This is a genomic window from Kitasatospora sp. NPDC127116 (assembly GCF_042677365.1).
GTDB lineage: Bacteria > Actinomycetota > Actinomycetes > Streptomycetales > Streptomycetaceae > Kitasatospora > Kitasatospora lactacystinica.
In genome coordinates this window covers 12,808-37,644 of record NZ_JBHXTL010000072.1, presented here as the reverse complement: position 1 = coordinate 37,644, position 24,837 = coordinate 12,808, and the positions used below count along the sequence as shown (strand labels likewise).

At 74.1% G+C, this 24,837-nt stretch carries 20 protein-coding genes and 1 tRNA gene; 9 read left to right on the top strand and 12 right to left on the bottom strand.

Going from position 1 to position 24,837, the window contains the following annotated elements; genetic code table 11:
* Positions 1-35: 35 nt before the first annotated feature.
* Together ACFVHV_RS26485 and rarD are read left to right on the top strand one after the other, a co-directional pair.
* Positions 36-884: an SDR family oxidoreductase gene (locus tag ACFVHV_RS26485; RefSeq protein ID WP_359899840.1), complete on the top strand. Its 849-nt coding sequence runs from the start codon at positions 36-38 to the stop codon at positions 882-884.
* Between the two features lie 218 nt (positions 885-1,102).
* A complete protein-coding gene (rarD, locus tag ACFVHV_RS26480; RefSeq protein WP_380354002.1) occupies positions 1,103-2,107 on the top strand; it encodes an EamA family transporter RarD in 1,005 nt (334 codons plus the stop codon).
* Here the strand turns inward: rarD and ACFVHV_RS26475 are convergent.
* The 3 genes from ACFVHV_RS26475 to ACFVHV_RS26465 are packed head-to-tail and all read right to left on the bottom strand — an operon-like array spanning position 2,097 to position 5,325.
* Complete coding sequence (locus ACFVHV_RS26475) at positions 2,097-2,990, bottom strand: ABC transporter permease (protein WP_359899836.1); 894 nt, start codon at positions 2,988-2,990, stop codon at positions 2,097-2,099. The two genes, rarD and ACFVHV_RS26475, sit on opposite strands and share 11 nt — an antisense overlap.
* Positions 2,977-4,071 carry an ABC transporter ATP-binding protein gene (locus tag ACFVHV_RS26470; RefSeq protein WP_380354000.1) on the bottom strand — a complete coding sequence of 365 codons (1,095 nt, stop codon included), beginning with the start codon at positions 4,069-4,071 and terminating at the stop codon, positions 2,977-2,979. The genes ACFVHV_RS26475 and ACFVHV_RS26470 overlap by 14 nt, the downstream gene beginning before the upstream one ends.
* 3 nt (positions 4,072-4,074) lie before the next feature.
* Positions 4,075-5,325: an outer membrane lipoprotein carrier protein LolA gene (locus ACFVHV_RS26465; protein ID WP_380353998.1), complete on the bottom strand. Its 1,251-nt coding sequence runs from the start codon at positions 5,323-5,325 to the stop codon at positions 4,075-4,077.
* A gap of 183 nt (positions 5,326-5,508) precedes the next feature.
* On the opposite strand from ACFVHV_RS26465, the gene ACFVHV_RS26460 reads away from it, so the two are divergent.
* Both ACFVHV_RS26460 and ACFVHV_RS26455 read left to right on the top strand, forming a co-directional pair.
* The gene (locus ACFVHV_RS26460) at positions 5,509-8,097 is read left to right on the top strand and encodes a bifunctional FO biosynthesis protein CofGH (RefSeq protein WP_380353996.1); all 2,589 of its coding nucleotides are present in this window, start codon (positions 5,509-5,511) and stop codon (positions 8,095-8,097) included.
* A gap of 161 nt (positions 8,098-8,258) precedes the next feature.
* Positions 8,259-9,374 carry an ADP-ribosylglycohydrolase family protein gene (locus ACFVHV_RS26455; RefSeq protein WP_380353993.1) on the top strand — a complete coding sequence of 372 codons (1,116 nt, stop codon included), beginning with the start codon at positions 8,259-8,261 and terminating at the stop codon, positions 9,372-9,374.
* A 106-nt stretch (positions 9,375-9,480) separates the two neighbouring features.
* Here the strand turns inward: ACFVHV_RS26455 and ACFVHV_RS26450 are convergent, their stop codons facing one another.
* From ACFVHV_RS26450 to ACFVHV_RS26440, 3 genes are all read right to left on the bottom strand, one after another.
* Entirely contained in the window at positions 9,481-9,696 is a 216-nt protein-coding gene (locus tag ACFVHV_RS26450; protein WP_359899826.1) for a DUF397 domain-containing protein, read from the bottom strand.
* Positions 9,693-10,556 carry a helix-turn-helix transcriptional regulator gene (locus ACFVHV_RS26445; RefSeq protein ID WP_359899824.1) on the bottom strand — a complete coding sequence of 288 codons (864 nt, stop codon included), beginning with the start codon at positions 10,554-10,556 and terminating at the stop codon, positions 9,693-9,695. Before ACFVHV_RS26445 ends, ACFVHV_RS26450 begins: the two co-directional genes overlap by 4 nt.
* A gap of 627 nt (positions 10,557-11,183) precedes the next feature.
* The gene (locus ACFVHV_RS26440; protein WP_355268249.1) at positions 11,184-11,924 is read right to left on the bottom strand and encodes a GPP34 family phosphoprotein; all 741 of its coding nucleotides are present in this window, start codon (positions 11,922-11,924) and stop codon (positions 11,184-11,186) included.
* A 298-nt stretch (positions 11,925-12,222) separates the two neighbouring features.
* Between ACFVHV_RS26440 and ACFVHV_RS26435 the strand changes: the two genes are divergently transcribed.
* The gene (locus ACFVHV_RS26435) at positions 12,223-14,832 is read left to right on the top strand and encodes a D-alanyl-D-alanine carboxypeptidase family protein (RefSeq protein ID WP_380353990.1); all 2,610 of its coding nucleotides are present in this window, start codon (positions 12,223-12,225) and stop codon (positions 14,830-14,832) included.
* A 143-nt stretch (positions 14,833-14,975) separates the two neighbouring features.
* Here the strand turns inward: ACFVHV_RS26435 and ACFVHV_RS26430 are convergent, their stop codons facing one another.
* The gene (locus tag ACFVHV_RS26430; protein WP_380353988.1) at positions 14,976-16,514 is read right to left on the bottom strand and encodes a glycosyltransferase family 39 protein; all 1,539 of its coding nucleotides are present in this window, start codon (positions 16,512-16,514) and stop codon (positions 14,976-14,978) included.
* Positions 16,515-16,691: 177 nt separating this feature from the next.
* Between ACFVHV_RS26430 and ACFVHV_RS26425 the strand changes: the two genes are divergently transcribed.
* Both ACFVHV_RS26425 and ACFVHV_RS26420 read left to right on the top strand, forming a co-directional pair.
* Positions 16,692-16,764, top strand: a tRNA-Arg gene (locus ACFVHV_RS26425).
* Positions 16,765-17,076: 312 nt separating this feature from the next.
* Positions 17,077-19,548, top strand: a complete 2,472-nt coding sequence (locus ACFVHV_RS26420) for an FtsX-like permease family protein (RefSeq protein WP_380353985.1) — start codon at positions 17,077-17,079, stop codon at positions 19,546-19,548.
* Between the two features lie 92 nt (positions 19,549-19,640).
* Here the strand turns inward: ACFVHV_RS26420 and ACFVHV_RS26415 are convergent, their stop codons facing one another.
* Both ACFVHV_RS26415 and ACFVHV_RS26410 read right to left on the bottom strand, forming a co-directional pair.
* Entirely contained in the window at positions 19,641-20,531 is an 891-nt protein-coding gene (locus ACFVHV_RS26415; protein ID WP_359899816.1) for a carbon-nitrogen hydrolase family protein, read from the bottom strand.
* Between the two features lie 124 nt (positions 20,532-20,655).
* Complete coding sequence (locus ACFVHV_RS26410; RefSeq protein ID WP_359899814.1) at positions 20,656-21,504, bottom strand: phosphatase PAP2 family protein; 849 nt, start codon at positions 21,502-21,504, stop codon at positions 20,656-20,658.
* A 424-nt stretch (positions 21,505-21,928) separates the two neighbouring features.
* On the opposite strand from ACFVHV_RS26410, the gene ACFVHV_RS26405 reads away from it, so the two are divergent.
* Together ACFVHV_RS26405 and ACFVHV_RS26400 are read left to right on the top strand one after the other, a co-directional pair.
* Complete coding sequence (locus ACFVHV_RS26405) at positions 21,929-22,900, top strand: sigma-70 family RNA polymerase sigma factor (protein WP_359899812.1); 972 nt, start codon at positions 21,929-21,931, stop codon at positions 22,898-22,900.
* A gap of 202 nt (positions 22,901-23,102) precedes the next feature.
* On the top strand, positions 23,103-23,324 hold the full coding sequence (locus tag ACFVHV_RS26400) for a hypothetical protein (RefSeq protein WP_380353982.1): 222 nt from the start codon (positions 23,103-23,105) through the stop codon (positions 23,322-23,324).
* Positions 23,325-23,359: 35 nt separating this feature from the next.
* Here ACFVHV_RS26400 and mscL read toward each other — a convergent pair whose 3' ends face one another.
* From mscL to ACFVHV_RS26385, 3 genes are all read right to left on the bottom strand, one after another.
* Positions 23,360-23,779 (bottom strand): large conductance mechanosensitive channel protein MscL, encoded by a 420-nt coding sequence (mscL, locus tag ACFVHV_RS26395; protein WP_359899808.1) that lies wholly within the window; start codon positions 23,777-23,779, stop codon positions 23,360-23,362.
* Between the two features lie 30 nt (positions 23,780-23,809).
* Positions 23,810-24,094 (bottom strand): hypothetical protein, encoded by a 285-nt coding sequence (locus tag ACFVHV_RS26390; RefSeq protein ID WP_359899806.1) that lies wholly within the window; start codon positions 24,092-24,094, stop codon positions 23,810-23,812.
* A 358-nt stretch (positions 24,095-24,452) separates the two neighbouring features.
* Positions 24,453-24,770, bottom strand: coding sequence for an FmdB family zinc ribbon protein (locus ACFVHV_RS26385; RefSeq protein WP_359899804.1), 318 nt, complete (start codon positions 24,768-24,770; stop codon positions 24,453-24,455).
* Positions 24,771-24,837: the final 67 nt, after the last annotated feature.

The window sequence follows — 24,837 nt, the reverse complement described above, 5'->3', positions numbered from 1 at the left end:
GCCAGAACCCCGCAGCAACCCCTGAGGAGCACACCATGTACGTCGTCACCGGTGCCACCGGCCAGCTCGGCCGTCTCGTCGTCGAGGGCCTGCTGGCCGAGGTCCCCGCGAGCGAGGTGGCCGTCGCCGTCCGCTCCGCCGAGAAGGCCGCCGACCTGGCCGCCCGCGGCGTGACCGTCCGGGTGGTCGACTACGACAAGCCGGAGACCCTGGCCGGCGCCTTCGCCGGGGGCGACCGGGTGCTGCTGATCTCGGGCAGCGAGGTCGGCCGCCGGATCCCGCAGCACCGGGCCGTGGTGGAGGCCGCCAAGGCCGCCGGGGTCGCGCTGCTCGCCTACACCAGCATCCCGGGTGCGGCCACCTTCCGGCTGGCCGACGAGCACAAGGCGACCGAGGAGCTGATCCTCGCCTCCGGCCTGCCGCACGCCTTCCTGCGCAACGGCTGGTACACCGAGAACTACCTGGGCGACGCGGCCGGCACGGTGGCGCGCGGCGTGGTGCTCGGCAGCGCCGGGCAGGGCCGGGTCGCCACCGCCCCGCGCGCGGACTACGCGGCCGCGGCGGTCGCCGTCCTGGTCGGCGAGGGGCACCGGGGCGAGGTGTACGAGCTGAGCGGCGACGCCGCCTGGAGCCTGCCCGAGCTGGCCGCCGAGCTGGCGAAGGCCTCCGGCCGGCCGGTCGAGCACCGGGACGTCACCCCGGCCGAGCACCTGGACGCGCTGGTCGGCGCGGGCCTGCCGCAGGGCTTCGCCGAGGCCCTGGTGGACGTGGACGCGGGCATCGCGCGCGGCGAGCTGGCCGGCACCCCGGGCGACCTGGCCCGGCTGATCGGCCGTCCGACCGTCCCGCTGGCCGAGTCCGTCCGCGCGGCCCTGAACTCCTGAGGCACCCGCGGGCCGGGACCGCCGCGCCGCCGGAGTTCTCCTCGAACCCCTGAGGCGCCGCGGCCCCGGACTCCCGCGCCGCCGCTGCGGCCCCCGGAGCGGCGGAGCCGTCCGGCCCGCGAGCAATGTCATGACCAAAATCCGGAAACGGAGATGACAGCCCGCCCTCCCGCCCGCTACCGTCGCCTCGACACACGCGCGCGGGAAGGCACTCGGCCATGGCGGGAACAGACCAGCAGGACTACGGCCGGGGCCTCTGGTCCGGCGTCGCCGCCTACGGCATCTGGGGGCTCTTCCCGCTGTTCTGGCCGCTGCTGGAACCGGGTGCCGCCGACGACATCCTGGCCAACCGGATGGTCTGGTCCCTGGTCGCGGTCGTCCTGCTGCTGATCGCCCAGCGGCACTGGGGCTGGATACGCCCGCTGCTGCGCCAGCCCCGCCGGCTCGCCATGCTGGCCGGCGCGGCCGCCGTGATCTCGGTCAACTGGGGCGTCTACATCTGGGCCGTCAACGCCGGGCACGTGGTCGAGACCAGCCTCGGCTACTTCATCAACCCCCTGGTCACCATCGCCTTCGGCGTCCTGGTGCTCAAGGAGCGGCTGCGCACCGCGCAGTGGACGGCGGTGGGCATCGGCGCCGCCGCCGTCGCGGTGCTGGCCGTCGCGTACGGGCAGCTGCCCTGGATCGCGCTCACCCTGGCGCTCTCCTTCGCGACCTACGGCCTGCTGAAGAAGCAGGTCGGGCTGAGCGGGCTGGAGAGCCTGGCCGCCGAGAGCGCCTTCATGTTCCCGTTCGCCCTCGGCTACCTGGTCCACCTGGAGGTCAGCGGGCGCGGCACCTTCGGGCACACGGTGGCCGGCTCGTACGGCTGGGGGCACTCCGGGCTGCTGATGCTCAGCGGGGTGATCACCGCGATCCCGCTGCTGCTCTTCGGCGCGGCCGCCGTCCGGGTGCCGCTGACCGTGCTCGGGCTGCTGCAGTACCTGGCGCCGGTGTTCCAGTTCCTGATCGGCGTCGCGGTGTTCCACGAGTCCATGCCGCCCGCCCGCTGGGCCGGCTTCGGCCTGGTCTGGGCCGCGCTCGCGCTGCTGACCTGGGACGCGCTGCGCCAGGTGCGGGCCGACCGCGCGGTGCGGGCCGCGGCACGGCCGCAGCCCGCACCCGCCGAGGCGGCCGCACCCGCCGAGGCGGCCGCACCCGCCGAGGCGGCCGTCACACGCTGATGTCCCGGCTGGTGAAGCGGGACCAGGCCGCCGAGCCGAACACGGCGACGTAGGCGGCCTGGAGGCCGAGGTCCTTCAGCACGCCGTCCCAGTACATCGGCGCCCGCAGCAGGTCCGCGAAGCTCAGCCAGTAGTGGGAGAACAGGAACGGGCTGACGGCGTGCAGCTGCGGGAAGACGTCCAGGATCTGGACGGTGACCACCAGCCCGACGGTGGCGGCCATCGCCGCGATGCCGCTGCCGGTGAGGGTGGAGACGAACAGCCCGATCGCCACCAGCCCGGCCAGTGAGGCCGCGACCACCAGGGCCACCAGCAGCGCGCGCAGCAGCGCGTCGCCGAGGCCGATGGTGTCCCCGGAGAGCAGCGTGACCCGGCCGAGCGGGAAGAGCGCGGCGCCCGCGGCCAGCGCCGTCACCGCGACGGTCGCCGTGGCGGCCGCGCAGAACACCAGCCCGGCGGTGAACTTGGCGGCCAGCAGCCTGGTCCGCCCGGCCGGGGCGACCAGCAGGTAGCGCAGCGTCCCGGCGGCCGCCTCGCCCGCCACCGAGTCCCCGGCGACCACGCCGACCGTCATCGGCAGGAAGACCGGCAGCGCCACCGCGAGCGCGGTGAAGACCAGGAAGAGCCCGTTCTGCGTGGTCTGCGCGATGAAGCTCGGACCGCCGCCGCCCTCGTGCGGACTGTCCGTGTTGAGCTTGACCACCACCCCGATCAGGACCGGCAGTGCCGCCAGGATGCCCAGCAGCACCTTGGTGCGCATCCGGCGGAAGGTCAGGTGCAGCTCGCTGCGGAACAGCGCCAGGAACCCGGCCGCCGTCTGCGGCCGGCGGCCGGTGCCGGTCGGCGGCGCCCCGGCCCGCGACAGTGCCTCAGCCCGCGACATCGAAGCCCTCCCCGGTCAGCGCCACGAAGGCGTCCTCCAACGTGCCCCGCTCCAGCCCGAAGCCGTGCACCCGCACCCCGGCCTCGACCAGCGCCGCGCACAGCCTGGGCAGGGCCTCCTCGCCCAGGACGCCCGGCTCGCCGTCCACCCGGTCCTCGCCCGGCACCAGGGCGGTGACCCGGTGGGCCGCCAGCACCTCCGCGGCCCGCGCCACGTCCGGGGTCCGGACCACCAGCCGGCCCTGCGCCCGGGCGGCCAGCTCGGCGACGGTGCCCTGCACCACCAGCCGGCCCCGGGACATCACCGCGGCGTGGGTGCAGACCTGCTCGATCTCGTCCAGCAGGTGCGAGGAGAGGAACACCGTGGTGCCCTCCGCCGCGACCTCCCGGACCAGCGTCCGGATCTCCCGCATGCCCTGCGGGTCCAGCCCGTTGGTCGGCTCGTCCAGCACCAGCAGTTCGCGCGGCTGCAGCAGCGCGGAGGCCAGGCCCAGGCGCTGCTTCATGCCCAGCGAGTACGCGCGGGCCTTCTTGCCCGCCGCGGCGCCCAGGCCGACCCGCTCCAGTGCCGCCTCGACCCGCTGCCGGCGGGTGCGCGGGTCGGCGGTCGGGTCGGCGGCGTCGAAGCGCACCAGGTTGTCCCGGCCGGAGAGGAAGCCGTACAGGGCCGGGCCCTCGATCAGCGCGCCCACCCGGGGCAGCACGGTGGCGACGGACTGCGGCATCGGCTCGCCGAGGACGCTGGCCGCGCCCGAGGTGGGGGCGATCAGGCCCATCAGCATCCGGATGGTGGTGGTCTTGCCGGAGCCGTTGGGGCCCAGGAAGCCGAAGACGGACCCGCGCGGCACGGCCAGGTCCAGGCCGTCCACGGCGAGCTGGCCGCCGCGGAAGCGCTTGGTCAGGCCGCGGGTCCGGATGACGTCGTCGGCGGCCTCACGCGGGGCCGGAGCGGCCGGGGAAGCGGCGGAGACGGGGGAGGAGGCGGGGGAAGCGGATGGAACGGGCGCGGGGGCCGGACGCGGCACCGCGCCCGTACCCCCGGCCGACTCCGTAACGTCCCCCGTTACGGGAGCCTTGGTCATCCGTCAGTTCACCCCGGCGGCGTGCTGGAGGACCGGCAGGGTCACCGCGCCGGCCAGGACCCGGCCGTCGTCGGTGAGCAGGACGTTGAGCACCTTGGTGCTCACCAGGGTGCCGCCGGCGACCGGCTTGCCGAGCGACTTCACCATCGCCTGCGGGTTCAGCGACTGCGCCGCCCCGTTCCCGCGGCCGCCGTGCTTGCCGCCCTTGGCGTCGGCCTTCGGCGCCCCGTCCGCCGCGTCGGGCAGCCGGGTGGAGACGACCGTCGTCCAGCCCTCGCCGATCACGTCGACGCCCTCGGGCGCCCCGGTGCCGCGGTGCTCCCGGGCGTCGCCCGGCGCGCCCTCGGCCACGTCCCCGGCCTTCTGCTCCGTCACCTTGGCGCCCTTGGGGGCGGAGAAGTCGAAGGTCTTGTCGGCCGGCTTGGCGAAGGACACCTGGGTGAAGCGGACGTTCAGCACGGTGCTGCCGTCGACGGACTTCACCGCCACCGCCAGCGGCACCCCGTTGTCGGCGGCCACCGCGATCCGGACCTCGGCCAGCGTCGAACCGGACTGGGTGGGCTTCACGCTCAACTCGTAGGCGTTCTGCCCGGCCACCTTGGCCGTCCCGGCGACGGTCACCGAGGTGGTGCCGGCGCTCCCGGTCAGGAACTGCTTCGCGGCCTCCTGCGGGGTGGTCGGCAGCTCGGACAGCGGCGCCTTGCCGTGCTGCTCGGCGGCGGCCGCCCGCCCGGTCATGTGCACCGCGGAGTTGGACGAGCTGTCCCAGGCCCAGGCCTGGTCGCCGTTGCGGACCAGGGTGTAGCCGGCCATGTTCTCCAGCACGTCCACCCGCTGGCGGTCCGGGCCGTCCACCGCGACCCGCAGCGTCTGGTCCCCGCCGAGCAGGCCGAGCAGCTTGGACTGCGGGTCCGCGGTGGAGCCCCGGCCGTCACCGCCGTGCCCGCCGACCGCCCCGCCGAGGCCGCCGGCCGCGCCGAGCAGCTGGCCGGGCACCCCGAGGTCGGTGCTGATCGACACCGTCCCGGACAGCGTCTGGGTCTCCGACCCGAGCACCTTGGCGACCAGCTGCTCCGACGTCAGCGTCGGCAGGTCGGGCGCGCCGTCGGCGGCCAGCGCCGGGACCAGCCCCACCCCTGCGGCGATCACCGCGACCACCGCCACCGGCACCCCGGCGCGCATCAGGACGCGTCGCCGGGAGCGGTACGGCGCACCGCCGTCCAGATCGTCCCCCGCCGCCTTTTCGTTGGTCATGGCGTCCTCAACTCCTCCGCGAACACGTGTGATTGGCCTTGCCCGTCCATTAGAGGCCGCCGCGGCGCCGCCGTCATCGCCCTGTGGGGCCAGATCGGGTTGACCTTCTTGGGTACGCCGACCCTGAGACGGCCTCAGGGTTGTCTCCACCCGCGGTACCACCGCCTGGCGTAGGGTCGCGCCATGGACGGAACCGCCATGGACGCCAGCACCCCGCCGACCGAGAACGCGATGCGCCGAGCCCTGCGCCGCGCCCGGGACGGCGTCGCCCTCGACACGACCGAGGCCGCCGTGCTGCTCCAGGCCAGAGGCGACGACCTGCTGGACCTCTGTACGAGTGCCGCCAGGGTCCGGGACGCGGGCCTCGAAGCCGCCGGCCGTCCCGGCGTCATCACCTACTCCAAGAGCGTCTTCATCCCGCTCACCCGGCTCTGCCGCGACAAGTGCCACTACTGCACCTTCGTCACCGTCCCCGGCCGGCTGCGCCGGGAGGGCCACGGGATGTACATGTCCCCGGACGAGGTGCTGGACGTGGCCCGCCGGGGCGCCGAACTCGGCTGCAAGGAAGCCCTGATCACGCTCGGCGACAAGCCCGAGGACCGCTGGCCGGAGGCCCGCGAGTGGCTGGACGCGCACGGCTACGACGACACCATCGCCTATGTGCGCGCCATGTCGATCCGCATCCTGGAGGAGACCGGCCTGCTGCCGCACCTCAACCCCGGGGTGCTGAGCTGGACGGACTTCCAGCGGCTCAAGCCCGTCTCCGCCTCCATGGGCATGATGCTGGAGACCACCGCCACCCGGCTGTGGAGCGAGCCCGGCGGCCCGCACCACGGTTCCCCGGACAAGGAGCCGGCCGTCCGGCTGCGGGTGCTGGAGGACGCCGGGCGCAGCTCCGTCCCGTTCACCAGCGGCCTGCTGATCGGCATCGGCGAGACGTACCAGGAGCGCGCCGAGTCGCTGTTCGCGCTGCGCAAGGTCTCCCGCGCCTACCACGGCGTCCAGGAACTGATCCTGCAGAACTTCCGGGCCAAGCCGGACACCGCGATGCGCGGCATGCCGGACGCCGAACTGGACGAACTGGTGGCCACGGTGGCGGTGGCCCGGCACCTGATGGGCCCGGCCGCCTGCCTCCAGGCCCCGCCCAACCTGGTGGACGGCGAGTACGAGCGGCTGATCGCGGCCGGCATCGACGACTGGGGCGGGGTCTCCCCGCTCACCCCGGACCACGTCAACCCCGAGCGCCCCTGGCCGCAGATCGAGCGGCTGGCCGAGCGCTCGGCGGCGGCCGGCTTCGAACTGCGCGAGCGCCTCGCCGTCTACCCCGAGTACGTGCGCCGCGGCGAACCCTGGCTGGACCCGCGGGTGCTGCCGCACGTCCGCGCCCTGGCCGACCCCGCCACCGGCCTGGCCGACCCGGACGCGGTGGTCCGCGGCCTGCCCTGGCAGGAGCCCGAGGACCTGCCGGAGTCGTACGGCCGCACCGACCTGCACGCCACCATCGACACCGAGGGCCGCACCGGCGACCGCCGGGCCGACTTCGAGGACGTGTACGGCGACTGGGAGGTGCTGCGCGAGCAGGTGCTCGCGAAGGGCGCGCCCGAGCGCCTCGCCGGAGACCTGCGGGAGGCCCTCGCGGTGGCCGCCGACGACCCGACCGGACTGACCGACGACCAGGCGCTGGCCCTGTTCCACGCGGACGGCCCGGCCCTGGACGCGCTCTGCCGGATCGCCGACGACGTCCGCCGCGACACGGTCGGGGAGGACGTCACCTACTGCGTCACCCGGAACATCAACTTCACCAACGTCTGCTACACCGGCTGCCGCTTCTGCGCCTTCGCCCAGCGCCGCACCGACGCCGACGCCTACACCCTCTCCCTGGAGCAGGTCGCCGACCGGGCCGCGCAGGCCTGGGAGGTGGGCGCCACCGAGGTCTGCATGCAGGGCGGCATCCACCCGGACCTGCCCGGCACCGCCTACTTCGACATCGCCCGCGCGGTGAAGGAGCGGGTGCCCGGCATCCACGTGCACGCCTTCTCGCCCATGGAGGTCGTCAACGGCGCGACCCGCACCGGGCTGTCGATCCGGGACTGGCTGCAGCGGGCCAAGGAGTCGGGCCTGGACAGCATCCCCGGCACCGCCGCCGAGATCCTGGACGACGAGGTCCGCTGGGTGCTCACCAAGGGCAAGCTGCCGGCCGCCACCTGGGTCGAGGTGGTCACCACCGCGCACGAACTGGGCCTGCGCTCCTCGTCCACGATGATGTACGGGCACGTGGACACCCCGCAGCACTGGCTCGGCCACCTGCGGCTGCTCGCCGGGATCCAGCAACGGACCGGCGGCTTCACCGAGTTCGTGACCCTGCCGTTCATCCACACCAACGCGCCCGTCTACCTGGCCGGCATCGCCCGGCCCGGCCCGAGCGCCCGGGACAACCGCGCGGTGGTCGCGATGGCCCGGCTGCTGCTGCACCCGCACATCCCCAACATCCAGACCAGCTGGGTCAAGCTGGGCGCCGAGGGCGCGGCCGAGATGCTCCGCTCGGGCGCCAACGACCTCGGCGGCACGCTGATGGAGGAGACCATCTCGCGGATGGCCGGCTCGGCGTACGGCAGCTACAAGTCGGTGCGCGACCTCCAGGCGATCGCCGAGGCCGCGGGCCGCCCGCACCGCCAGCGCACCACCACCTACGGCGAGGTGCCGGCCGAGCGGCGGGCCGCGGCGCTGGCCTCGGACGGGCACCTGCCGGAGCTGCTGCCGGTGCTGGACTGAGACCCGTGCCGTCCCGGCCGCCGCCCGCACGGCGGCCGGGACGGGGGCACCGAACTCCCGGGGAGGGGCCGATTCGATCGGCTCTTCGAATACAGTGCCAGGGCGCGCTCCCGGCCGAGCGACGCGCGGACCCCACACCCGAGGAAAGGCGCCCCGTCGTGATGCCACTGTGGTCACGCGCCCAGCAGCAGGACTACCGCAGCCGGGTGCGGGGCTGTCTGCTCGGCGGTGCCGTCGGGGACGCGCTCGGCGCCGGCGTCGAGTTCGAGTCGCTGGAGAAGATCCGGGCCCAGCACGGCCCGCAGGGCGTCACCGGCTACGTCCCCGCGTACGGGCGCACCGGCGCCGTCACCGACGACACCCAGCTCAGCCTCTTCACCGTCGACGGGCTGATCCGCGCCCACATCCGGCGCGACACCGGCAGCTGGCACCCGCCCACCGACCTCCACCTGGCCTACCTGCGCTGGGCCGCCACCCAGCGCGACTGGGGCCCGGACGAGCGCCGCCCCGACCTCGGCTGGCTCGGCCGCGAGGAGTGGCTCTACGCCCAGCGCGCCCCCGGACAGGGCTGCCTGCCGGGCCTCAGCGGGGTCCACGCCGAGCGGCTCGGCACCCTGGAGGTCCCCAAGAACCCGCACTCCAAGGCCTGCGGCACGGTGGTGCGGGCGGCGCCCTTCGGGCTGCTCACCACCTGGGAGCCGGGCCTGGTGTTCCAACTCGCGGTGGAGTGCTCGGTGCTCACCCACGGCCACCCCACCGGATACCTCGCGGCGGGCGCGTTCGCGGTGATCGTCCAGTCCGTCGCCCGCGGCGGCACCCTGGAGGAGGGCGTCCACCTGGCGCTCGCGCTGCTCTCCGAGCGGCTGGCGCACGAGGAGACCACCGCCGCGCTGCGGGCCGCCCTGGACGCGGTGCGGGCCGGCGAGCCGTCCGCCGACCGGGTCGAGGCGCTGGGGGAGGGCTGGGTGGCCGAGGAGGCGCTGGCGATCGGCGTCTACTGCGCCCTGGTCGCCCACGACGTGCGCTCGGGCCTGCTGCTCGCGGTCAACCACTCCGGGGACAGCGACTCCACCGGCGCGATCTGCGGCAACCTGCTCGGGGCGCTGCACGGAGACACCGCGCTGCCGCCGGGCCTGCTGGCCGGGCTGGAAGGGCGCGGGGCGATCCTCGAACTCGCCGACGACTTCGTGCTGGAGCTGGTGCACGGCACCGAACTGCACGACCGGCGGACCCCGGAGGGCGCCAACTGGGCCACCCGCTACCCGGTGACGGGCTGAGCGACCCGGGACCCCGGAACGGGAGTTGCCCGTAGCGGTGGCCGCCGCCGAGGGCGACGGCCACCGCTACGGGCAACTGGTCCGAGTGCGGAACCGGGCGGGAGGATCAGTCCGGGAGGCCGCCGAAGGCACCGTCCCCCACCGCCGAGGCGAAGGCGTTCCAGGCATCGGCCGAGAAGCGCAGCTGGGGCCCCCTGGGGTCCTTGGAGTCCCGGACGGCCACCTCCCCCGCGCCTGGGACGGCGATCTCCACACAGGCGCCTTGGCCCCCGCTGTGACTGCTCTTGCGCCAACGGGTTCCGTACTCGGACGGGGTGATCATTCGTGGAATTCCTTCTCGATGTCGGCTATCAGCGACCGGCTCTCCGCGACACCGAGTGCGGCCGCTCTCAGGTAGTCGTACAGACCGGTATAGCGGCGCACGTCCGCCTCCTTCTCCAGGTACAGATCGCTCGTCACACCTTCGAAGTAGACAACTGTGGAATCGGCTGACTCCGGGAACTCCAGCAGCGAGAATGTCCCGGTCATGCCGGGATGGGCGCCGTGCGAGAACGGGATCACCTGGATGGTGATGTTCGCGCGCTGGCTGAGCTCCAGCATCTGTTGCAACTGCTGGGCCATCACGGCCTTGCTGCCGACCTCGCGGCGCAGCACCGCCTCGTCTATGACGGTCCACAGGCTGCCCAGCTGGTTCTCGCCGTGGATGCGCTCCTGGCGCTTCATCCGGACCTGCACCCGGCGCTGCACGGCGACCGCGTCGGTGTCCGGCTGGGTGCCCTCGACCACGGCCTGGGCGTAGTGCTCGGTCTGCAGCAGGCCGGGGACGAAGGAGGACTCGTACGCGCGGATCGAGGAGGCCTCGGCCTCCAGTCCGATGTAGACGCTGTACGGGGTCGGCATGTCGTTGAAGTCGTGCCACCATCCGCGCTGGCGCGACTCCTTGGCCATCTCCATCAGGCTGGCGCGCAGCTGGTCGTCGGGCACGTTGTAGACGTCGCAGAGGTCGCGCACATCGCGCTGGCTGATGCTGCGGCGGCCGTTCTCCAGCCGGCTGATCTTCGACTGGGAGACCATCAGCCGGCCGGCGACCTCCTCGGCCGTCATGCCCAGGCCCTCGCGGAGCTTGCGCAGCTCCGAACCGAGGCGCCGGCGGCGCACGGTGGGATTGACGTTGGCGGACACTTCGACCTCCGGCCGGACCTCTGGTGCTCGTTGGAGCGGCAGCCCTCGGAACACTTCGGACATTGGGACCAACCCCCCTGACTTGGAGCAGCATGTCACCTTGGGCCAGGTCGGCGCCGGGGAATCACAGCAGCGCGGTAGCACAGATCATCGGAAAAGCACTTCCGCGAGACAGCGAAAGCCCCCAGGTGGTAATGCGGCTCGGACGACTCGGACAGGTACTGCGGAGGCCGCCCCCGGACCGGCCCGCACCTGCCCCGGCAGGTGCGGGGGCGGGCGGTTGCCGGGCGTCCGGGGACGGCGAAGGGGCGGTCGCCGGGCGACTCGCGTCGCGGGGCGACCGCCCCTCGGTGCTGTTGGTGGTGCCGGTGGTGCCGGTGGCACCGGTGGTGCGTCGGGGCGCTCAGCGCCTTCGGGCGGTGCGAGGGGGACGGTGTGCGCCGCCGGGTGCGCGGCCGGTGGTGTCGGGCGCCGTGGTGGCTGCCCGCCGGGCCGTGCGGACCGCTGCGGCCGTCGAAGCCCTCCAGGACTTCCCGGCCCTCGTGCCCTCCCGGGGTCTGCTGCCCTCCCCGGTTCTGGTGCGCCCCCGGGGTCCGGTGCACCCCCGGGGTCCGGTGCCCTCCCGGGTCAGCGGACGCCGACCCGGGAGGCGGGGACCCGCCCGCCCGAACCCCGGCCCGCCGTACGGGCGCCGGGGCGGCCGGCAGCGGCCCCGGAACCCTGGGAAGAACGGTTCTGCTGCGCCGGCAGGCCGTTCTGCACGTCCATCACGGCGTGCGCGACCATCCCGCCCAGCGGGTCGTACCGGATCAGGTCGCGCAACCGCGACCGCGAGGACCGGCCCTCGTTGCCCGGGTACAGGTGCTTGCCCAGCCCGACCGAGTGGGCGAGCGCGGCGAGCGCGGCCGTCCGCGGATCCGGCGGAACACCGGTGCGGATCGCGGTGTCCAGCCGCTGCTTGATCGCGGCGTTGGTGCAGTCGTCGGACGCCTGGTACCGGGTCGTCGGCAGCACCCCGCACACCTGGCCCGGCACGGCCGTGACCATGCCGCAGCGCTCCAGGTGCGCCAGATAGGTCTGCCGCAGCCCCAGCCGGGGCCCGCCGATCCAGTGCGCCGCGCGGACCGGACTGCCGCGTCGGCGCAGCAGTTCCAGTGCGTGGTCAAGGGTCGGGTCGCCGGTCGGTCGTGCGAGCACGACGGCGATCCGGTCTCCCTCCGGTACGATCCGTCCGGCCAGGGACAGCTCGACGAGCTGCGCCCCGGCGAGTCCGAGGTCGAGGGTCTGCGGCTGCGCCGTGGTACCCGTGGTCGGGTCCAAAGCGAGCAGCAAGAGTTCCTCGGGAACAGTTCTGCGGCTCTTGCCCATCCAAGCCTCCCCGCGTGGATGAGAGACAGGGTGACGCCTCTCACACGGGCTTGTCGAGTACGCCTCCGAATCGTGACCTTGCGGTGAAGGTGCGGAACCGGCGGCGGCGGGCCTTGCGTCTGATCGGTGAACAGGCCGCGGCGCGACCGGGTGGCGACAATAAGCGCCGGTCGGGCGGGGTGTGTGCGGCCGGAACGGCCGCCGGTGGCGGAGACTGTACAGGTACACGGGGCGGGGCGTCGGCTTCCCGAAATCGGGTTCGCCGGTGCCCCGCCGGGCGTTGAGGAGGCTGGGATACGTGGGCGAGTCCCCCGACAGGGTGCTGAGGGACGGCGACGAGCGGCAGCGCGACCGCGAGCGCGAACGGACCGGTACGGCGGCGTCGGCCGCCGGGCCGGCCGAGGGCGGCTCCGGTACGGCTGCTGACGGGCCGTCGGCAACGGCCGCCGACGAGGCGACCGCCGAGACCTCCTCCGACACCTCCTCGGACAGCCCCGCGGAGGCCTCCGGCGAGGCGGCCCCGAAGGCGCCCGCCGACGCTCCGGAGGCGGCGCCCAAGGGCGGCTCGACCGTACAGCTCCGCGTCCGGGATGTGGACAGCCGGACGACGATGCTGCGGCTGCCGGTGGACAACAGCACCACCGCGCTGCGGCTGCCCGACGAGCTGGTGAAGGCCGCCGGCAAGGGGAGTTCCGAAGGTGGGGAGGGGGAGAAGGCGACGTCGCCGGAAACCGCGGAGGAGACCGAGCCCGCCGGGCGTCCGGTCGCCGCCGACCCGCGTCTCGCCATGCGGACGGGTGCCACGGCGGCCGGGAAGGCCGGGCGGAAGGCGGCCGAGCCGTCCGGGGAGACCGGCTCCGAGGGCGGCTCCGAGGGCGGCCCGGGGTCCTCGGCCGCACCGGCCGGGACCGCGGACGAGGCGGAGAAGGCGGCCGACGAAGCGGCCGACGAAGCGGCCGACGAAGCGGCCGACGAAGCGGCCGACAACGCCGACAACGCCGACAACGCCGACAACGCCGACAACGCCGACAACGCCGACAACGCCGACAACGCCGACAACGCCGACAACGCCGACAACGCTCGTAACACGGACAACGCCCGCAAGGCCGACGGCACCGACGGGGCCGGCGGCGCGGAGCGGACCGGGAAGGCCGAGCAGACCGGCTCCGCCGAGAAGAGCGAGCAGACCGAGAAGACCGGGAAGACCGGGGACGCCGGAACCGAGGACGACCCGGAGGACACCGGGGACGCCGAGGACGCCGACGCCGAGGACGCTCCCGCCATCGGCTCCGTGACCCTCGCGCTGACCAGGACCGGGCAGCCCGGTCAGCGGCCGGACCGGGCCGAGAAGCTGGAGAAGCCCGCGCCGCCGCGCGCCTCCGCCGCGGGCACCGCCGCCCCGGCCGGCACCGTGCCGGAGCCGAAGCCCGAGCCGCGTCCGGAGCCCGGGCCCGTTCCCGAGCCGGAGCCGACCCCCGGCCCGACGCCGCTGCCGAAGCCGGCCCCCGTGCCCGCGCCCGTGCCGGCCCCGAAGCCGCTGCCGGAGCCCGACCCGCGGCCGGTGCCGCCGGTCCCGCCGCTGCCCAAGCCCGAGCCGCTGCCCGCCCCGGAGCCGCTGCCGTCGCCGGAGAACACCGCCGAGGCGATGGAGGTCCTGGCCTCCCTCAACGCCCGCCCGGTCTCACCGCTGCGGCGCGCCCTCAAGCGGGTGACCATCTGGACGGTCTTCCTCGCCGTGGTGCTCGGCGCGCTCGCGGTGGCCCAGCTGCTGCGCCCGCTGCCCGACCCCAAGCTGAAGATGACCGCCGCGGGCAGCTACAGCTTCTCCGGCGACGTGCTCGACCTCGCCTGGCCGGCCAAGGGCCAGTCCGCCGCCGAGGTGGTCGGCGTCGGCAGCCTCGGCAGCTCGGGCCAGGAGACGCCGTCCTCGATCGCCAGTGTCACCAAGGTGATGAACGCCTACCTGATCCTGCAGAAGTTCCCCCTGAAGAAGGGGGAGAGCGGCCCGAAGATCACCGTCGACAAGCAGGCCGCGCAGGAGTCCGGCAACGTCGACGAGTCCCGGGTGACGCTCACCGAGGGCCAGGTGCTCACCGAGTACCAGGCACTGGAACTGCTGATGCTGCCCTCGGCCAACAACGTGGCCCGGCTGCTCGCCCGCTTCCACTCCGGCTCCGAGGCCGAGTTCGTCAAGCTGATGAACGACACCTCGGCCAAGTTCGGCATGGCCAACACCATCTACGCCGACCCGGCGGGTTTCAGCGCGGACACCAAGTCCACCGCCAAGGACCAGCTGAAGCTGGCCGAGCAGGTCATGCAGGACGAGATCTTCCGGCAGATCGTCTCCACCCCGGAGACCAACTTCAACAACGCGAAGATCTCCAACACCAACAACCTGATCAACCCGAAGACCGGCGTCATCGGCGTCAAGACCGGCTCCAGCACCCCGGCCGGCGGCTGCCTGATGTGGGCCGCCTACAAGGAGATCGGCGGTGTGCAGCGGCTGATCCTCGGCGTCACGCTGGGCCAGCAGGCCACCTCGCCCAACCCGGGCGACGGCATCCTGCCGACCGTGCTGAAGGTCAGCGGCAAGCAGATCCAGGCCGCGCAGAACGGCGTGACCGGCCAGGTCGTGGTGAAGAAGGGGGACGTCGTCGGCTCGGTGGAGGACGGGCTCGGCGGCAAGGTCGCGGTCGTCGCGACCAAGGACCTGGTGGTGGCGGGCTTCCCCGGCATCTCCGGCACGGTCACCCTGGACACCTCGAAGATCGACCACAGGGGGACGGCCGGCATGGAGGTCGGCGTGCTGCGGGTGGGCGCGGGCGACGGCAAGGCGGAGGTCCCGGTGGCCCTCCAGTCCGACCTGAACCCGCCGTCCATCCAGTCCCGGCTGCTGCGCACGCTGTGAGCCGTCGAGCCGTCGAGCCGTCGAGCCGTCGAGCCGCTGGGCCGCCGAGTTGCTGAGCCACTGAGCCGCTGAGGCATCGAAGGAGGAAGGGGAGCCGGTCCGCACCGGCTCCCCTTCCTCCTTTTCCTCCTTCTCCGCCGGGGCTAGGCGTCCCGGTCGAGCAGCGCGAGCGTGAGACCGCCGAGCGGCGTCACCCGGTCCGGGTCGCCGTACTGGGCGCGGAGCACCTGCGCCTGGTCCGTGGGCATCGCGCCCAGCGGGTCCTGGGTGTCGCCGAGGACCAGCAGCCAGATCCGGGACACCCCGCCCAGGCAGTCCGCCGGCTGCGGGCAGGGCATCGGCGAGAGCTCCCCGGCGTCGTCGGCGCTCTGCGCGACGAAGACCGGATAGGGGCGCACGTCCGAGGGCAGGTAGTAGTCGACGCCGGGCCAGGCCAGCGCCCAGGACTGGTCGCCCAGCGGGGCCGCCATCCCGTCCCCGGAGCGGTAGCCGGCCGAGATCTCCCGGGCCGCCGCCTTGAACGGCTCCTCCGAGCCGTTGTGCGAGCCCACGTACCGAACCTCGGGCTGCCGCGGCAGCGACGCCACGGCCGGTACCGCGAGCAGCCCGACCGTCAGCAGCCCGGCCGCCGCGACGGCCCCCCGGGGGGCCCGGCCGCGTCGCCGGGCCAGGGCCGCCGCCGCGCCGTACAGCGCCCCGGCGCCGCCGCCGGCCAGCACCGCCCAGGCGGGCACCGTGAACAGCAGGTACCGCCCGAGGAAGTACGAGGTGTCGGTCAGGCGGGACACCAGCCAGACGCCCACCACCGGCAGTTCCGCGAGCAGCAGCGCCTGCCAGGCCCGGATCCGCCGGCCGGGCAGCGCCAGTGCCAGCAGCGCCAGCGGGACGAAGGCGTAGAACACGACGTCCGAGCCGAACAGGCGCTCCCCGAAGTAGGCGAGGCCGCGCAGGGAGGGGGTCGGTATCCAGCCCAGCTGCCGGTCCGACTGCCGGCTGCCCAGCAGCACCACCGGCAGCACCGGCAGCGCCGCCACCGCGACCGCCACCGGGTAGTGCCACAGCAGTCGCCGGTCCGTCTCCGGTCGGGTGCGCCACAGGTGCAGCGCCAGGAGCGCCACCTGCCCGGCGACCGTGCTGAAGGACACCAGGTGCCCGGCGCCGGCCAGCGCCATGGCCACGCAGTACGGCGCCCAGCGCCGCCAGGTCGGCCGCTCCAGCGCCCGCAGCAGGAAGTACGAGGCCGCCGCGATCGCGCAGGTAACCAGCGCGTAGGAGCGCGCCTCCTGGGCGTAGCGGGAGATCTCCGGGGGGACGGAGAACAGCAGTCCGGCCCCGACCGCCGCCACCCTGCTGCCGAACAGCCGCTCGGCGGTGAGCGCCACGAACGCCGCCGCCCCGGCCATCGCCAGCACGGAGGGTATTCGCAGCGAGACCGTCGAGTCGCCGAACACCGCCGTCCAGCCGTGCATCAGCAGGTAGTACGCGCCGTTGCTGGCGTCGACGTGCTGGAGCAGCCGCAGCAGGTCCCCCAGGGAGCGGGTGGCCACCGTCCAGGTCGCCATCTCGTCCCGCCACAGGTCCGGCGTCCCCAGCCGGTACCCGCCCACCGCCAGCATGACCACCGAGGGCCACACCCACACCTGCCCCAACAGCCGGCCCACCGGGTGCACAGCAGGTTTCATCAGGTCCTTCGTCTCCTTAGCGAGGCGTTCCGGGGCGGATCCCACCCTGCCCGGCAGGCTACTTGAACCGCCCTGACGCCCCGTCGGCCGCCCGTACCCCGCCCGCACCCCCTCCGTCACCCCGCGCCCCACCCCTGATCCGGTACGCTGTGAGCGGCCTGGTAGCACCCGGGCCGCGCCTCAGTAGCTCAGGGGATAGAGCACGGCTCTCCTAAAGCCGGTGTCGCAGGTTCGAATCCTGCCTGGGGCACAGCGAACAAGCAGGTCACAGGCCCTCCGCCCACTCCGGGCGGGGGCCTGCGGCGTTCCCGGGCCCGGCGCCGCCCGCTGGCTCGCCGCCCGCTGCCCGCCGCCGACCGCCGGGTGCGACCGGCGGCGGGCGGACCGGCCGGCGTCAGGGGCGGCGTACCTCTCCGGGAGGAGACGGCGGAGGCCGCCGTGCGCCCACGGTTTGATCATGAAACAGACCTCGTGCCGACGGGGCGCGGCCGCCGCGCTCCTAGGCTCGTCGAGACCCCTGCCGGAGCACCGTTCCCGGTCAGGGCGGACGAGCCGGGGAACCATGACGACCTACCGATACACCGTGGCCGAGCTGCGCGGCCAGCTGCGCCAACTGCTCCTGAGCGGCGCCGCGATCGCCCTGGGGGTGGCCTTCCTGATCGCCTCCGTCAGCGGCAGCGGGGCGCTGGTGGACTCCTACAGCCAGACCGCGGCCGCCGAGGTCGGCCCCGGCGACATCCAGGTGACCGGGAAGGCCGCGGCCGGCGGGCTGGACGCGGCCGCCGCCGAGCGGGTGCGGCAGACCCCCGGGGTGGCCGCGGTGGCCCCTCGGCTGACCGGCAGGAGCGCCGTGCTGGCCGCCGACGGGCGGCCGCTCGACCGGACCGCCGCGGTCAGCGCCGTCGCCGAGGACCCGGCGCTGCGATGGCAACTGCTCAAGGACGGCCGCTGGCCCGCCGGCCCCGGCGAGGTGCTGCTCGACACCGGGACCGCGCACCGGCTGGACGCCGCCGTGGGCGCCGAGGTCCACCTGACCCGGGCCGACGGCACCGCCGCCACCGCCCGGCTGGTCGGCACCCTGGACGAGCGGGGCGCCCCGAGCCTCGCCGGAGCCCCGATCATCGGCGTCCCGGCGAGCGCGGTCGCCGGCTACGCGACCGGCGTCACCACCGACCGACTCGACGTCAGGGCCACCCCCGGCGCCTCCCGGACCGGGACCGTCGACGCCCTGCGCGCCGCCCTCGGCGCCGACGCCCAGGTGCACACCCGCGCGGCCTCGGTCACCGAGGCGACCCGGCAGAGCAGCACCATGTACGGCGTGGTGCTGGTCGCCGCGCTCTCCTTCGTCCTGATCGCGCTCGCGGTGGCGCGGATGGTGGTCGGCAACACCTTCACGGTCGTGCTCGCCCAGCGGACCCGCCAGCTCGCCCTGCTGCGCTGCGTGGGCGCCGACCGGCAGCAGCTGCGCCGGCTGATCCGCCGCCAGGGACTGCTGCTCGGGGCGGGCGCCTCGGCGGCGGGCGTGCTGCTGGGGGTCGCCCTCGGTGCGCTCGGCACGGCCGTGGTCGGCGGGCTCGACCTCGGACCGGTGCACCTGTCGCTGATGCCCTCCCCGCTGACCTGCCTGCTGGCCGGACTGTTCGGCGTGCTGCTGACCCTGCTGGCCGTACGCGGCCCGGCGAAGGCCGCCGCGGCCGTGCCGCCGATCGCCGCGCTCGGCGGCACCCCCGCGCCGGCCGGCGGGGCGGCCAGGGCGCGGGCCGCGGTGTGGACCTCCGGGCTGCTGCTCGCGGGCACGGTGCTGCTGGTGGCCGGGGCGCTGACCCCGCCGCCGCTGTCGCTGCTCGCCGTCACCGTCGGTGCCATCGCCAACTTCTTCGGGGTGCTGCGGCTGTCCCACCGGGTACTGCCCGCGGTCGTCGCCGTACTGGGCCGCCCCGCCCGCAGGCTCGGCGGGACGGCCGGCCGGCTCGCCACCCAGCAGCTGCGGCTCAACCCCGGCCGCACCGGGGCCACCGGCTCGGCGCTGCTGCTCGGCGTGACCGTGATGGTCGGCGCGGTCACCGCGCTCGACATCACCTCGCAGTCGCTGGTGCCGGTGATGTCCGCGCGCCAGCCCGGCGTCTTCTCGGCGGCCGCCACCGGCGGCGGCGCCCTGCCCGCCGGGGCACTCGGTGCCCTCGGCGCCGACCACGGGCTGACCGTCACCCCGGTCCGCTCGGCCACCGTCGACCTCGACGGCCGGCCCACCGTGGTCGCCGCCGTCGACCCCACCCGGCTCAACTCCTCGACGGACGACGTGGACCGGGCCCGCGCACTCACCGAGGGCACCGCGCTGAGCGGACTCGGCGAGACCGGGGTGCGGCGGGCCGGCGGCGTCGAGCTGAGGCTCCAACCCGGCCGCAGCAGCCTGCCGTTCACCCTGCAGAGCGGCGCCACCCTGCTGGTGACGCCCACGACCCTGGACCGCCTCGCTCCCGGCGCGCCCGTCACCACGGCCTGGATCTCCCCGGCCGCCGCCGGCGACGACCGGCCGACCGCCCGCCGGGCCCTGGACCGCGCCCTCGCCGACCACCCGCAGGTGACCGTCGCCGACACGGCCGCCCAGGCGGACACCCTGCGCTCGCTGCTGGACCGGCTGAAGACCGTCAGCATGGCCCTGCTGTCCTTCTCCGTCGCCATCGCCGGCCTGGGCGTCGCGGCCACCCTGATGCTCAGCATCAGCGAACGCTCCCGCGAGATCGGCATGCTGCGCGCGATCGGGATGTCGCGCGAGCAACTGCGCCGGATGCTCACCCTGGAGGCGCTGCTGCTCTCCCTGGCCGGCGCGCTGGTCGGCACCGGCCTGGGCGTCGCCTACGGCTGGGCGGCCGCCCGCTCGATCACCTCGACGCTGGGAACGGTCGGCACCCCGCCGGTCCTGCCGGTGCTGGCCGCCCTGACCCTGACCGTCCTGGTCGGCCTGGCCGCCGCGGTGCTGCCGGCCCGCCGGGTCGGCCGGATGACCGCGGTGGCGGCGATGCGCGCCTCCTGACCGGGCCGTGGCCGGTGCGCCGGAGCCGACCGCGCCCCCGTGCCCCGACGCTCCCGGCCGGGGTGGCCGGCCGGGGTGGCCGCCGAGGTGCGTCAGGCCAGGGTGAAGCGGGCTCGGGGGGCCTGCGGGCGGGCGGTGGCGAGGGCGAGGTCGGCGAGGAGGGACTCGGTTTCGCGGGTGCGGCGCAGGACGTCCGGGTCGAGGTCGACGACGACGAGTTCGCGCCGGTCCTCGCTCGCTTCGGCGATCAGCCGGCCGTCCGGGCCCCAGACCGCGCTGCCGCCGCAGGTGTGCCAGCCGCCGGTGCGGCCGATGTGGTTGGCGAGCACCGTGTAGAGGGTGTTGTCGAGCGCGCGGGCCGGGAACCAGGTGCGGGACTCGTGGTGGCCGTGTCCCATGCTGAACAGCGCGCCGACCAGGTACGCGTGGCAGCCGTCGAGCGCGGCGGCCCGGGCGTGCTCGGGGAAGCCGGAGTCGTAGCAGACGCCGAGCCCGAGCCGCCAGCCGTCCAGCTCCAGGGTGCAGCCGGCCGTCCCGGGGCGGTAGTGCTCGCGTTCGGTCATGAACAGGTGCTGCTTGTCGTAGCGGGTGACGAACTCGCCGTCCGGGCCCAGGACGAGGGCGGAGACGCGCAGGTCGGCGCCGTCCCGTACGGCGGCGCCGACGATGGCGGCGGTGCCGGTCTCGCGGCAGGCCTCGGCGATCGGCGTGAGGCGCGGATCGCCGGTCTGGACGGCGTACTTGACGGGGTCGGCGCTGATCAGCTCGGGCTCGTACCCGGAGAGGACCTTCTCCGCGAACAGCACCAGCCGGGCGCCGGCCCGGGCGGCCTCGCGGATCAGTTCGGCGGCCTGGGCGACGTTGGCGGGTATGTCACCGGCCACGGCCTGGGCCTGGACGGTGGCGATCCGCAGCGGGCGCACGGGGTAACCGGCGGGCGCGGCGGAGGAGATGGGGGCGGTGGGGGCGGTGGTGTCGGGCATGGCCGCCACGCTAGCGCGGTGGTCGGCGGTGGTCGGCGGTGGTCGGCGGTGGTCGGCGGTGGTCGGCGGTGGTCGGCGGTGGTGGCCGGTGGTGGCCGGGAGCGGGCCGTGGGGTGACGAGGCCTCAGCGGACGGTCTCGTCGGCCCGGCCGGACGGGTCGCCCGGGACCTCCTCCGGCGGGCCGTGCGGCCCGTCCTCGTCCAGCGGGGCGGCCGTGCGCGAGGAGCGCCCGCCCGACACGACGACCCGCTGGACCCGGTCCCTGGTGCGCCAGTTGACCCGCCGTACGTCCCGGGCCAGGGCGCCGGGGCGCCAGACCTGGATCACGGCGGTCACGGTGCCCAGCACGATGCCGGCGGCCAGCCAGCCGGCCAGGACGTCGCTGGGCCAGTGCACCCCGAGCGCGATCCGGGTCCAGCCGATGGTCAGCACCGTGGCCGCCGCCACCAGGCAGGCGGCGGTGCGGCCGCGCCGGCCGACCCGGTACCAGAGCAGGCCGACCAGGACGGCGCAGGTGATCGCCGAGGCCATGGCGTGCCCGGAGGGGAAGGCCGGGCCGTCGGCGTGCGAGACCGGATCGGTGAAGGAGGGGCGGCTGCGGCCGAAGGCCAGCTTCAGCGCCCACTGGGCGCCCCAGCCGACCAGCGCCTGGGCGGCCACCCAGCCGGCCAGCACCCGTGCGCCGATCAACCAGAGCCACCCGGCGGCGATTCCGAGCAGCATCCGCATCGTGACGGTGCCGCCGATGTCCGAGAGCGTCTGCACGGAGGCGGTCCACACCCGGTGTTCCCGGGCGTAGGTGTGCAGTTCGCCGATCCACTCCTGGTCGAAGCGGACCAGCGGGTGCCACTGGCCGGTCACCGGAGCGGCCAGCAGGCCGAACAGTGCGGCACAGCCCAGCGCGAGCGCGGTGTCCCGAAGGAGACTGCGGTTACGCGCAGTGAGGCGGTTCGTGCCGTTGGTCAGGTGCATGACTGACACCTTCCCAGTGTCCCGTGCCGGGCAAGAGCCGGAGTGATAGCGATTCGGCATCGTTTGTGAGGAGGACCTGCGTGTGCCGGGGTGCGTGCGGCCGCGGAAAGCGGGGAACGCGGGGAACGTCGGCGGCCGTTCGCGGGTTCAACGGGTGGGCGGCGGCAGCGTGTCGGTCGAGTGAAGACATCGCTCCCGGGATAGTTGGCCGATGGTACGGGACGCGTCCGACCGGTCACTCAGCGTTCGAGGCCGGGGTGAAAACCGGCAGGATACTGCATCGCCGGGAAGAATCTGAGTGACTTGGGAATGTTGTCCGGATTCTGTTCGTTGGATCGTTACGTGTGTGCCTCCAGGGGCCCGCACTTCTTGCCCTCACGAGGCAGGCAGGCAGACCTCGGCAATACCAGCAAAGGGAGCAAGCATGGCCACCCGTGCCGTCGTTCGCGACAGGGCCGACCGGAGTCGCGCGGCCCGCCCGACCAACCTTGAGGCCGACCGCGACCTGGTCGGCATGTACCTCGACGAGATCGCCAGGACACCCCTGCTCGATGCCGCCGAGGAGGTCGAGCTCTCGCTGCGGATCGAGGCCGGCGTGTACGCCCAGCACCTGATGGACGAGGGCGGACTCCCCGACGGCGTCACGCGCGAGGAGCTGGAGACGATAGCCGCCGACGCCGAGCGCGCCAAGGACGTCTTCATCCGGTCCAACCTCCGGCTCGTGGTCGCCGTCGCCCGTCGCTACCCGCGCAGCGGCCTGCCGCTGCTGGACCTCATCCAGGAGGGCAACGCGGGCCTGGTGCGCGCCGTCGAGAAGTTCGACTACGCCAAGGGCTTCAAGTTCTCCACGTACGCGACGTGGTGGATCCGGCAGGCGATCACCCGGTCCATCGCCGACCAGTCCCGCACCATCCGGCTGCCCGTGCACCTGGTGGAGGAGCTCGGGCGGATCCGGCGGGTGCAGCGGGAGAAGTCCAAGGAGCTGGGCCGTGAGGCGGAGCCGGCCGAGATAGCGGCCGAGCTGGACACCACCGAGGCCCGGATCAAGGACGTGCTGGACTGGGCGCGCGACCCGGTCAGCCTCAACATGTCGGTCGACGACGAGGGCGAGACCCAGTTCGGTGACCTCGTCGAGGACACCGGGGCCACGTCCCCCGAGGACGCCGTGATGGTCATGCTCCGCCGTGAGGAACTGGACGACCTGATCGGGCGGTTGGACGACCGCACCGCCTCGATCATCCGCTCCCGCTACGGAATGGAGGACGGCCGCGAGCGCACCCTCACCGAGGTGGGCAAGCAGCACGGCCTCACCCGCGAGCGGATCCGCCAGATCGAGAAGCACGCGCTGGCCGAGCTGAAGAAGATCGCCGACCACGCGGGCTTCGAAGCCGCCTGACAGGCCACCCGACAGGCCACCCGACAGGCCACCCGGGCAGTTCCGCCTGGCAGGCCGCCCGACAGCCCGTCCGACGGGCCGGCCGGGCCCGCTGGCCGAGCCCTCATCCGGGCCCTGGCGCGGAGCGTTCCGCACCGGGGCCCGAGGCGTGCCGCGGGGCTCTTAGGCTGGAGGGGAGGGACGAGTGGACGGAGTGGACGGCGTGAGCGAGCAGGGGCAGGAAAAGGGCCAGGAGCGGGACCGGGCGCAGGAGCCCCGGGAGGCTGCGGTCGCCAAGGCCCGGCTGGTCTTCCGGGACCCGTTGGACCAGCAGTCCAGCGACGACACCGATGCGGGCTGGGGTGCCCGCCCCGGGACGGGGGAGGGTGGTGGACGGGGGCTGGACTGGTACCTGAGCCAGCGCCCGCCGCACCACGGGGGCTGAGGAACGGGGACCGTGCGCCGACCGGCACCCGTCGGTCAGCGCAGCGGCGCGACCAGCGCGTCGCGGATCTCGGTCAGCAGGGTGACCTCCTTGGCTTCGAGGTCCGCCGCCTTCTCGGCGAGGGTCTTGCGGTGGGCCGCCAGCTTGTTCATGGGCACGATCAGAACGAAGTAGACGACCGCCGCGGTGATCAGGAACTGGATTGCGGCGCTGAGCACCGATCCCCACAGGATGAGGATTCCGGACGTGACCTCGCCGGTCGGGCTCACCTCGCAGGGCCCCTTGAGGCAGGAACTGTAGGACGCGAGGTCCTTCGTCCCGAAGACGCCGACGAGTGGATTGATCACGCCCTTGACGAAGGCGTTGACGATGTTGGTGAAAGCCGCGCCGATGACCACGGCCACGGCGAGGTCGATGACATTTCCACGCAGCAGGAATTCCTTGAAGCCCTTCATGCCGCCTCGAACGACGAAGTCGCCCCCCGGTTACGGGTGATCTTCCGCAGTCCCGGATTGACAACCCGTCCGGCCCAGCGCGCCCCCCTGGGGCGGCGGCAGACCGGCCCGCGCGGGCCCCAGCGCCAGCGCCGCCGCCACCGCGAGCAGCACCAGGACGGGCACCCCGGCCCGCCGTCGCACCGCACTGCGCCAGCGGTGCCACCCGCCGCACCCGCGCCGGATCGGCGGGAAGCCCGGCAGCTCCTGCCGGGGCGGCACGGCGGGCGCGGGCAGCGGGAGGGGTAGGGGCAGGGAGAAGTTCGCGGTCGTCATCGACGCACCTCCGGAGTGTCGGCGGCCCGGCCCCTCGCGGACCGGATGCCCACACGATGAGCGTTTCCGGCGAACTCGGACAGCAATTTCCCCAGGCCTGTGGACAACCGGGCCCTGTGGACAACTTCGTTCACCCGCACGAGTTGCTCCGGCCCGTCCGGGGTGACGGAAAGCCCATGGGGCCGCAGCGGGGCAAGAAGGGGAGGAGGGGGGAAGCGGGGGAAGAGGGGAAAGCGGGGAGGCCGACGGCCGGAGCCGACGGGAACGCGGAAAGGCCCGCCGTCCCCGCGTGGAAGCGGGGCCGACGGGCCTCTCCGAGGTCTGCGGGCCGTCCCGGGCCGATGGCCCGGTGCCGAGGTCAGCTCGCGGCGGGAGCCGGGCTGGACGACGACGAGGAGCCGGAGCTCGACGACGAGGACGAAGCCGAGGAGGACGTGGACGTGGCGGACGACGTCGAGGGGGTCGACGACGACCCGGCGCCCACCGTGCTGCTGGAGGACGAGCGGCTGTCGGTCCGGTAGAAGCCGGAGCCCTTGAACACGACGCCCACGGCCGAGAAGACCTTGCGGAGTCGTCCCTGGCAGTCGGGGCACGTGGTCAGCGCCTCGTCGGTGAACTTCTGCACCGCCTCCAGGCCGTTGCCGCACTCGGTGCACTGGTACTGGTACGTGGGCACTTGTCTTCCTCCTGGCACTCTCGCCTGATGAGTGCTAACGATGGTCAATGATGCGGCATTCCGCGGG